The organism is Mesorhizobium sp. WSM4312 (assembly GCF_002294875.1).
Lineage (GTDB): Bacteria > Pseudomonadota > Alphaproteobacteria > Rhizobiales > Rhizobiaceae > Mesorhizobium.
In genome coordinates, this window is the sequence record NZ_NSFU01000057.1 from 1 (window position 1) to 1,037 (window position 1,037).

At 62.4% G+C, this 1,037-nt stretch carries 1 protein-coding gene; it reads left to right on the forward strand.

Annotated features, from left to right (window positions below; genetic code table 11):
- Window positions 1-88: 88 nt before the first annotated feature.
- Window positions 89-1,037, forward strand: a 949-nt coding sequence (locus CK228_RS34605; protein ID WP_095770220.1) for an IS481 family transposase, incomplete at its 3' end; no start/stop codon positions are given.

Sequence of the window (1,037 nt, forward strand, 5' to 3'; positions counted from 1 at the left end):
CTAGGTGTGAGCTTTCGAGAGGTTGTCCATTCGGACCGGACCGAGGAGACTGGAGTTACCACGCTTCAGCATCCATCGGAGGGTCCGAATGAACATCCACAAGAATGCCCGTCTCACACCGCTGCGTCGAGAGGAGATGGCGTTATCGGTGATAGAAGGCGCTTTTTCCAAAGCCCATGCGGCGCGCGTCTATGGCGTGTCGGCCAAGATCGTGGCGCGCTGGGTCGAGCGCTATAAGACCAAAGGGCGGGCCGGCATGGTCGACCGCTCGTCGCGGCCCACCGTCATGCCGAGCCTGACCGAACAGTCCGTGGCCGAGCGCATCGCAGCCTTGCGTCGCCAGCGGCTGACCGGCAAGCACATCGCCCATGAGGTCGGCGTCTCGCCCGCCACCGTCAGCCGGGTTCTCAAGCGTGCCGGGCTGTCGCGGCTCAGGGATATCGAGCCGGCCGAACCGGTCCGGCGCTACGAGCGGGAGCATCCCGGCGAGATGATCCATATCGACATCAAGAAGCTCGGCCGCTTCAGCCAAGTCGGCCATCGTATCACCGGCGATCCGCAAAAGGGCAAGTCGCGCGGCGCCGGCTGGGAGTTCGTCCATGTCTGCATCGACGACGCGTCCCGCATCGCCTTCTCGCAAATCCTGCCCGACGAGAAAAAGGAGTGCGCCATCGCCTTCCTCAAGGCCGCGGTCGCCTATTACGCCAGCCTCGGCGTCACGATAGCCCGCGTCATGACCGACAACGGCTCCTGCTACAGATCAAAGGCCTTCGCCAAGGCCTGCCGCGATCTCGGCCTCAAGCACGTCACGACAAGACCCTATACGCCCAAGACCAATGGCAAGGCCGAGCGCTTCATCCAGACAGCACTGCGCGAATGGGCCTACGCCATTGCCTATCCGACATCCGATCATCGTGCCGCCGAACTGCCTGTCTGGCTGCACAGATACAATTGGCATCGTCCACATGGCAGCCTAAAGTCAAAAACGCCTATCAGTCGCCTCGCCCTGATCGAGGACAACCTGTTGAAGCTCCACA